Consider the following 8,486-nt stretch of genomic DNA (forward strand, 5'->3'; position numbering starts at 1 on the left):
AAATATGGTATTATAAGAGGTAGATTTTATAACGATATGAGGTGAGCAATATATGGCTGAAAAGAATGTCAAACGCTATAAATTGGTGAAGCATAAATGGCCTGATGAAATTAAGGCTCAAAGAGATCGCAGGATCAAAACAATTGCGATTGTTTTCTTCTGTATTGCATGTTTTTGTGCAGGTTTTCTTGTAAACAATTTTACTTCAACAAAAGTTGTGAGTGAAGATCAAACCTTTGCAAAACTTAGTACAGTATACGAAATTATGAAAGATAAGTTTTACTTTGGTGTAGAACAAAAAGACTTTGAAGAAAAGCTTATTAATGGAGCTATCTCAGGAATGGTAGATGCTGGTGGGGATTCACATACATCCTATATGACCCCGCAAACAGCGAAGGATTTTACTAGTTCAATGTCTGGAAGCTATGTCGGTATTGGAATTCAATATTATGAAGTAGGTTCTAATACTTTCTTAGTAGATAAAGTATTTAAGAACTCACCTGCTGAAGAAGCAGGAATTGTAGCTGGCGATATCATATATGCAGTAAATGGTACGCTCTGTGAGAATATGGATTCGGATGAAGTGAAAGAAATGATTTCAGGTAAATCTGGAACGAAAGTAAAGGTTGAAATCATTCACAATAATGAACATATTATGAAAGAAGTAGAAAGACGTGAAGTTTCTAAAACAGTGACTAGCTCTCTACAAGGAGATGTAGCAATCATTGAACTTAGCACGTTTGCAGATACCAGTGGAGATGAATTTGGTAATCATTTAAAGGATCTATCCAAGAAAGCAAAGAGCCTTGTGATTGACCTTAGAAATAATGGTGGTGGATATTTGACAGCTGCTCAACAAATCGCTAGTTACTTATTACCTGAGAACAGTGTTGTATTTAAAGAAAAACAACGTAATGGAAATATTGATGAGTATAAAGTATTAGAAGATACAAAACGTTATACTTTTGAACAAATCATTGTTCTTGTAAATGAAGATACAGCAAGTGCATCCGAAGTACTAACGATGGCTTTAAAAGAAAATCTAAATGTGAAAGTTGTAGGAACTAAAAGTTATGGAAAAGGAACAATACAAGTTCCAATGCCATTTAAGGATTCTTCTCAATTGAAATATACAACAGCGAAATGGTTGAGTCCTAGTGAGAAGAGCGTTGATAAAAAAGGAATCACGCCAGATGTAGAAGTGAATCTAGATCCAGCTATCACTATGTCTTCTCCTAAACTTGAAAAAGATGAAGTGTTTAAGGCGGATACTGTGAATATTGCGGCAAAGAGTGTACAAACATATCTAAAGTTTTTAGGATACACGGTAGATCGAACAGATGAATACTTCTCACCAACCTCTAGTAACGCTTTAAAAGCTTTCCAAAAAGATAATGGTTTAGAAGTAACTGGTGAAATTAATGAAAAAGTGATTTCTACTTTAATTTCTCAGGCTAGCTTAAAATGGCATTCCGACGCATCTTATGATACACAACTTGCAAAGGCGGTGGAGTTAGCAAATGGAAAATAAACTATTTGATTTAGTTTCTGAATATCAACCACAAGGTGATCAGCCAAAGGCTATTAAAGAACTTGTGGAAGGTATTCACAGTGGGAAAAAACAACAAGTCTTACTTGGTGCCACAGGTACTGGTAAGACTTTTACCATATCTAATGTAATACAACAAGTAAACAAACCAACTCTAGTATTTGTACATAATAAAACACTAGCAGGTCAGCTGTACTCAGAATTCAAAGAATTCTTCCCTAACAATCGCGTAGAATACTTCGTTTCAAACTTCGATTATTACCAGCCAGAAGCTTATATTCCAAGTACAGACTTATATATCGATAAAAACGCAACGACCAATATGGAATTAGACATGTTGCGAATGGCTGCCGTCAATTCCATCCTTGAAAGAAGAGATACGATCATTGTAGCTTCTGTAGCATGTATATATGGTGCTAGTAATCCAGAGCAATATCGTGAAATGTTTTTCTCTATAAGAGTTGGAGATATTATTGATCGTAAAGAATTAATGGGAAAATTAGTATCACGTCAGTATACAAGAAATGATATGGATTTAGCTCGTGGTACCTTCCGTGTTCGTGGAGATACCATTGAAGTAGCACTTGGACACACCGATGCCTATATTTTACGAATTGAAATGTTTGACGATGAAATCGAACGAATCTGCGAAGTAGATCCGTTAACTGGTAAAATCTTAAATGCGTATACAGTTTATGTAATGTATCCAGCAAGTGGGTATGCAACAAAACAAGAAATCATTAACCGTGCCGCAAATACTATTGGAGTAGAATTAGAAGAAAGATTAGCGACCTTTGAAGAAGAAGGTAAACTATTAGAAAAACAACGTCTTGAACAAAGAACACGTTATGATATGGAAGCATTACGAGAATTTGGAGTATGTCCAGGGATTGAGAATTACTCTCGTCATATCGATGGACGTGCGCCTGGTGTTCGTCCCTATACATTACTGGATTACTTTCCAGATGATTTCTTATTAGTAGTAGATGAATCCCATGTATCCTTACCGCAAGTACGAGGTATGTACAACGGAGATAGGGCACGTAAAGAAACTTTAGTAAATTATGGATTCCGTTTACCAAGTGCTTTAGACAATCGTCCTTTACGATTTGAAGAGTTTGAAACTTTAATTCGTCAAGCTATCTTTGTATCCGCGACTCCTGGTGATTACGAACTAACACAAACTAATGGAGAAATCGTAGAACAAATTATACGTCCTACAGGATTATTAGACCCTGTTGTAGAAGTACGTCCTACACAAGGCCAAATCGATGATATCGTAGATGAAATACAAAAACGTATAGAACAAAATGAACGTGTCTTAATCACCACTCTAACGGTTCGTATGGCAGAAGATTTAACCTCCTATTTAAAAGGAATGGATTTCAAGGTGGCATGGTTACACCATGAAGTTAAAACGATAGAACGTACGGAAATTATACGTGATTTAAGAAAAGGAAAATACGATGTATTAATAGGAATCAACTTGTTAAGAGAAGGGTTGGACATTCCTGAAGTTTCCCTGATTACAATATTAGATGCGGATAAAGAAGGGTTCTTAAGAAGTGAACGTTCCTTGATTCAGATTATAGGACGTGCTGCACGTAATGCGCATGGGAAAGTTATCATGTACGCAGATAAAATGACAGACTCTATGAAAAAAGCGTTAAGTGAGACGACTCGACGTAGAGAAATTCAAATTGCATATAATGAAGAACACGGCATCACTCCAAAAACGATTATTAAGCCAATTCATGAAGTTGTTCGTAGTAAAGAAACACAAGAAATGACTGCGAAATATATGAATAAGAAAGCAAATGTTAGTAAGAAGGATAAAGAGAAACTGATTACAAGTTTACAGAAAGAGATGAAAGAAGCCGCAAAAGTATTAGACTTTGAACGTGCGGCAGAACTTCGTGATATCTTAATTGAATTACAGAGTTCATAAGGAGGTCCTATGTTTAAAGATTCGGATAAAAAACTTAATCGCTTAACAATGAAAAATGTGTTGTTTATCATTACATTTACAATTGCGTTGATTTGGGTATTGTTACATATGAATGATGTGGTAGATGGATTCTTTTCTATTGTCGCAATGTGTAAACCATTTATATATGGTATCATGATCGCCTTTGTATTTAATTTACCACTTAAATTCTTTATGCGTAAATTGCCATCTTCTTTAGGTAAAAGTAAAAAAATAGTCGCGGCATTATTGTCCGTTGGAGTAATTATACTTATATTCACATTTATCTTTTGGATTGTGGTACCACAAGTTGTCGAAAGTATTACAGCGTTAGCGGAACAATTGCCAGGCTATGTACAAAGTGCTGGGAAAATGCTGGATGATATCATTAAAAATCGTGATATACCAGAAGATATAATAAAACAAATTGATACAATTACAAAAAATATTGGAAGTACAATTGCGACAGTTATCAAAACAGGATTGCCTCAATTGTTAAATGTTGCAACAGGATTTGCGAGTAGTGTCGCAAATATCTTTATGGCGTTAGTCATTGCGGTGTATTTAACAGTATCAAAAAATAAACTTATTTCACAATGCAAACGTTGTATCTATGCATTTACAAATGAAAAAACCAATACGTACCTATTACGCGTTGGAACACTTGTGAATAAGACATTCTCTTCCTTTATTGCAGGTCAATTAGTAGAAGCTATCATCATTGGGTTGTTGTGCTATGTTGGATGTTTAATTCTGAAATTCCCTTATGCACCTATTCTTGCGGTGATCATTGGATGTACAAATATCATACCTATCTTTGGAGCTATCTTTGGAGTTGCGATTTGTGCATTGTTAGTTGCCTTTGTAAATCCAGTACAAGGAGTGTTCTTTGTTATCTTTGGAATTTGTCTACAACAATTTGAGTCTAATCTAATTTACCCTAGGGTTGTAGGAAGTAGTGTTGGACTCTCAGGTTTATGGGTGTTATTTGCGATTACTGTAGGTGGTGGATTGTTTGGGTTTGCGGGAATGCTCCTAGGCTTACCAACGTTCTCTGTTATATATTGCCTACTTCGTGATGAAGTTAATCGTAGAGTGAAACTAAAAAAAGAAAAAGAAAAGAATGCAAAACTAGTAGAAGTGAGTGAGGGCTAATCGTTAGATTAGCTTTTCTTTCACAAAAATGGAATTCTACTTCAAAATCCGTTATAATGCTTACAGAGAGGTGATGACATGATAATTCTAATATCCCCAGCAAAAATAATGAAGGAACAACGTATACACGAGCCATCACAGCTTCCAATATATTTGTCTAAAACAAAAAGTATTGTAGAACAACTAAAAACACATGATATTGAAGGTCTAAAAAAGCTGATGAAAATAGATGATAAAATAGCAACCATGACTTTACAAAGGTTCTCCGATATGAAGTTTGATCACAAGGGTTTTAGTGCCTTGGATATTTACGATGGAATTGCCTTTAAAGCAATCGCCATAGAAACTTGTAAGGATAAACAATGGAATTATCTAGACAAGCATTTAAGAATTCTTTCTGGTTTATATGGAATTGTAAAACCTAGTGATTCTATTTATCCATACAGATTAGAAATGCAAACAAAGTTGAGTGTTGATGATACTGCACATCTCTATGCATATTGGATGGAAGATTTAGCAAGTGCTATCATAAAAGAACAAGCGGATCATATAGAGCCTTATATCTTAAACTTAGCAAGTAAAGAATATGATAAATGTATTCGACCATATATAAAAGATGATAGCTTCATCGATATTGAATTCTATGAAAGAAAAGATCACAAGATAAAAATGCACTCGACTCAAGTAAAAAAAGCAAGGGGTATGATGGTGCGCTTTCTTGCGGATTATCATATCGAATACTTAGAAGATGTTAAAACATTTCAAGAAGATGGGTATAAATACCATGATGCTTTATCTAGCAATCGAAAACTAGTGTTCGTAAAAGATATGTAAATATTTCCCAGGAAAAGGAGGAAACGATATGCGTTATGCAATCAGTGCATGTTTAACAGGCGTTAATTGTAAATATAGTGGTGGTAATAACCTAGAAAATGAACTAATGGAATATATTAAGGATAAGGAATATATGATCATTTGTCCAGAAGTGCTAGGAGGTTTGCCAATACCTAGATTGAGTTGTGAAATTGTAGATGGAAAGATTTTAAATACAGCAAATGAAGACTGTACAGAGGCTTTTTATGTAGGAGCTAGAATAGCATTAGAACAAATTATAGAGTATCAAGCGGATATCGTAATCTTACAACCTAGAAGTCCAAGTTGTGGAGTTGGGCACATATATGATGGGACATTTCAAGGAAGGTTGAAAGATGGAAATGGTATTTTTGTGGAAATGCTGTTGAAAGAGAGAATTCCTGCGATGACTTGGGAAGAATTTAGTGCATCCACTAGAAAAGAGCAATAAACTATTATAATATGGAGGATTTACAGATAAAATATGATTTTTCTTTAAAAAAAGGCAAATTAAGATTGTAAGTGTTATCAAAATGGGTTAAAATAGTATATGTAAATAAGTTAATTTTAGGAGGAATATAAAATGAAACAAATTACTGTATCCGTAATCGATCCAGTTGGATTACACGCACGTCCAGCTACTGTTGCTGTAAATGCAGCTAGCAAATTCAAATGTGAAGTAAACGTATCTTTCAAAGGACGCGAAGTAAACATGAAATCAATCATGGGTGTTATGTCACTGGGAATCCCAACACAATCTGAGATTACTATCTCTTGTAATGGGGATGATGAAGAAGCAGCTATCGCTTCTATTGAAGAAGTATTACGCGCTCAAAAAATCATCGGTTAATTAAAAGACTAAGGAGAAAAAGATGAGGTAACTTGTCTTTTTTTTATATTCATTTGGTAAATATTTCAATTTTAATTCAAATTAGAAATCGCTTACATTCTACATCAATCTACAGATTTTTTTTATGTTATGTGATATAATAAAAACAACAATTATGGAAAGGGAGAATTTATCATGGTAAAAGAATTATACGAAAAATGGTGTAGTCATCCAAACCTTGATCCTTCTTATAAAGAAGTACTTCAAAAGATGGATGAAAAAGAAATGAATGATGCTTTTTATACAACTATAGAATTTGGTACAGCCGGGATGAGAGGACTATTAGGTCCAGGAACAAACCGTATCAATCTACATACGATTCGTAAAGCAAATGTAGGATTTGCGCAATATATTAGCGCGCATGGAGAAGACGCAAAAAAAGCAGGTGTTGCGATTGGTTATGATAATCGCCATATGTCTTATGAATTTGCGATGGATTCAGCTAAACTACTAGCAACTTATGGAATTACATCTTATGTGTTTGAAAGTTTACGTCCAACTCCTGAATTAAGCTTTGCGGTACGTTATTTCAAATGTTTTGGTGGAATTATGGTAACCGCATCTCATAATCCAAAAGAGTATAACGGATATAAACTATACGATGACAAAGGATGCCAATTGGTACCAGCACTTGCTCAACAAGTAATCGATCGCGTGAATGCTGTTGAAGATGAACTTGCTATTAAGGCAGAACCAACAAGTGAACAAGAAGCATTGATTCATATTATTGGAAAAGAAGTAGATGAAATCTACTATGAAAAAGTATTAGATATTCAATTAAATCCAAATATTGCGAAAGATAATGTAAAAATAATCTTTACTCCTGAGCATGGAACAGCAAACATTCCTGTGAAAGAAGTATATACAAGAGCAGGTTATAACTTTGTGGCAGTAGAAGAACAATGCTCACCAGATCCTGACTTTTCAAATACACCTACTCCTAATCCTGAGGAAAAGGGAGCATATGATTTAGCATTAGAATATGCGAAACGCGAAGATGCAGATATCATTTTGGTATGTGATCCAGATGCTGACCGTATGGGTGTTGGTGTAAAACATGATGGTGAATATCGCTTACTAACTGGAAATCAAAGTGGTGCTGTTCTTATAGAATACATTTTCTCTCAATTAACTGCGAAAGATCGTATGCCAAATCAACCAGTTATGTTCAATACTGTAGTTACAAGTGATTTGGGTGAAAAGATTGCAGATAAATATGGTGTTGCTACTGAAAAGACATTAACTGGATTTAAATTCATTGGTGAAAAAGTCGCAAAATATGAAATCACAAATGAAAAACAATATGTATTTGGATATGAAGAAAGTTATGGTTCTTTGATTAAACCATTCGTACGTGATAAAGATGCTCCTCAAGCTTGTTTAATGTTGGCAGAGGCAGCGTGCTACTATAAAGAAAAAGGCAAGACTTTAGTCGATGTACTTTATGATTTATATGCAGAACTTGGCTATTATGAAGAAAGCCAAACTTCACTTACTTTAAAAGGTCAAGAAGGTGCACAAAGAATTCAAGAAATATTGGCAACACTACGTAAAACTCAACTAAGTAATATCAATGGCTCTATTGTAACTCGTTTTGAAGATTATAAAGAAAGTAAAATCATCGAAAATGGTGAGGCACGTGAGTTAGAAGGCTTTACAAAATCTGATGTCTTGAAGTATTACTTAGAAGATGGAAGCTGGATTGCTATTCGTCCAAGTGGTACAGAGCCAAAATGTAAGTTCTATTATTGTATCAAAGGAACTTCTTTAGAAGATGCACATCAAAAAACAGTTGCATACCAAAGCGCAATGGATGAGCTTATTAAATAGACAAGACTATATAGCAATTTAGAATAAAGAGATAGGAAAACTGATATGATCAAATACTCCTATCTTTTTTCTGTTTTAAAGATAAATATTTACAAAACTGTTTATTTATAGCATATAGTGAATGTCAACCGTTTTTGAAAATGTCTCAAAAATAGTTAAACATTAGTACAGTCATTGCGATGCTTCATCGTTAGTAAATAATTTTGAAACGAAGCATGTTTCCATGGATGACTCATCGGTGGAAT

Annotated in this window: 7 protein-coding genes; all 7 read left to right on the plus strand. The window is 34.4% G+C overall.

All coding sequences use genetic code 11. From position 1 onward, the window contains the following. Positions 1 to 52 precede the first annotated feature (52 nt). The 7 genes from ACWG42_RS09230 to ACWG42_RS09260 all read left to right on the plus strand — a co-directional run bounded on the left by ACWG42_RS09230 (position 53) and on the right by ACWG42_RS09260 (position 8,241). Entirely contained in the window at positions 53 to 1,531 is a 1,479-nt protein-coding gene (locus tag ACWG42_RS09230) for a S41 family peptidase (RefSeq protein WP_455791764.1), read from the plus strand. Further along, positions 1,521 to 3,497: an excinuclease ABC subunit UvrB gene (gene uvrB, locus ACWG42_RS09235; RefSeq protein ID WP_455791766.1), complete on the plus strand. Its 1,977-nt coding sequence runs from the start codon at positions 1,521 to 1,523 to the stop codon at positions 3,495 to 3,497. The genes ACWG42_RS09230 and uvrB overlap by 11 nt, the downstream gene beginning before the upstream one ends. Before the next feature lie 9 nt (positions 3,498 to 3,506). Then, positions 3,507 to 4,670 (plus strand): AI-2E family transporter, encoded by a 1,164-nt coding sequence (locus tag ACWG42_RS09240; RefSeq protein WP_455791767.1) that lies wholly within the window; start codon positions 3,507 to 3,509, stop codon positions 4,668 to 4,670. A 78-nt stretch (positions 4,671 to 4,748) separates the two neighbouring features. After that, positions 4,749 to 5,504, plus strand: coding sequence for a peroxide stress protein YaaA (yaaA, locus tag ACWG42_RS09245; RefSeq protein ID WP_455791769.1), 756 nt, complete (start codon positions 4,749 to 4,751; stop codon positions 5,502 to 5,504). A gap of 28 nt (positions 5,505 to 5,532) precedes the next feature. Beyond that, positions 5,533 to 5,973: a DUF523 domain-containing protein gene (locus ACWG42_RS09250; protein ID WP_455791771.1), complete on the plus strand. Its 441-nt coding sequence runs from the start codon at positions 5,533 to 5,535 to the stop codon at positions 5,971 to 5,973. A 132-nt stretch (positions 5,974 to 6,105) separates the two neighbouring features. Beyond that, entirely contained in the window at positions 6,106 to 6,372 is a 267-nt protein-coding gene (locus ACWG42_RS09255) for a phosphocarrier protein HPr (RefSeq protein WP_455791773.1), read from the plus strand. 174 nt (positions 6,373 to 6,546) lie between these two features. Next, positions 6,547 to 8,241 carry a phospho-sugar mutase gene (locus tag ACWG42_RS09260; RefSeq protein ID WP_455791775.1) on the plus strand — a complete coding sequence of 565 codons (1,695 nt, stop codon included), beginning with the start codon at positions 6,547 to 6,549 and terminating at the stop codon, positions 8,239 to 8,241. The last annotated feature ends 245 nt before the right edge of the window (positions 8,242 to 8,486 follow it).

It is taken from the genome of Amedibacillus sp. YH-ame10 (genome assembly GCF_053848885.1).

Excerpts from the sequence above, each read along its gene's own strand:
- ACWG42_RS09230 (WP_455791764.1), top strand. The coding sequence starts at position 53 with ATGGCTGAAAAGAATGTCAAACGCTATAAATTGGTGAAGCATAAATGG.
- uvrB (WP_455791766.1), top strand. The coding sequence starts at position 1,521 with ATGGAAAATAAACTATTTGATTTAGTTTCTGAATATCAACCACAAGGT.
- ACWG42_RS09240 (WP_455791767.1), top strand. The coding sequence starts at position 3,507 with ATGTTTAAAGATTCGGATAAAAAACTTAATCGCTTAACAATGAAAAAT.
- yaaA (WP_455791769.1), top strand. The coding sequence starts at position 4,749 with ATGATAATTCTAATATCCCCAGCAAAAATAATGAAGGAACAACGTATA.
- ACWG42_RS09250 (WP_455791771.1), top strand. The coding sequence starts at position 5,533 with ATGCGTTATGCAATCAGTGCATGTTTAACAGGCGTTAATTGTAAATAT.
- ACWG42_RS09255 (WP_455791773.1), top strand. The coding sequence starts at position 6,106 with ATGAAACAAATTACTGTATCCGTAATCGATCCAGTTGGATTACACGCA.
- ACWG42_RS09260 (WP_455791775.1), top strand. The coding sequence starts at position 6,547 with ATGGTAAAAGAATTATACGAAAAATGGTGTAGTCATCCAAACCTTGAT.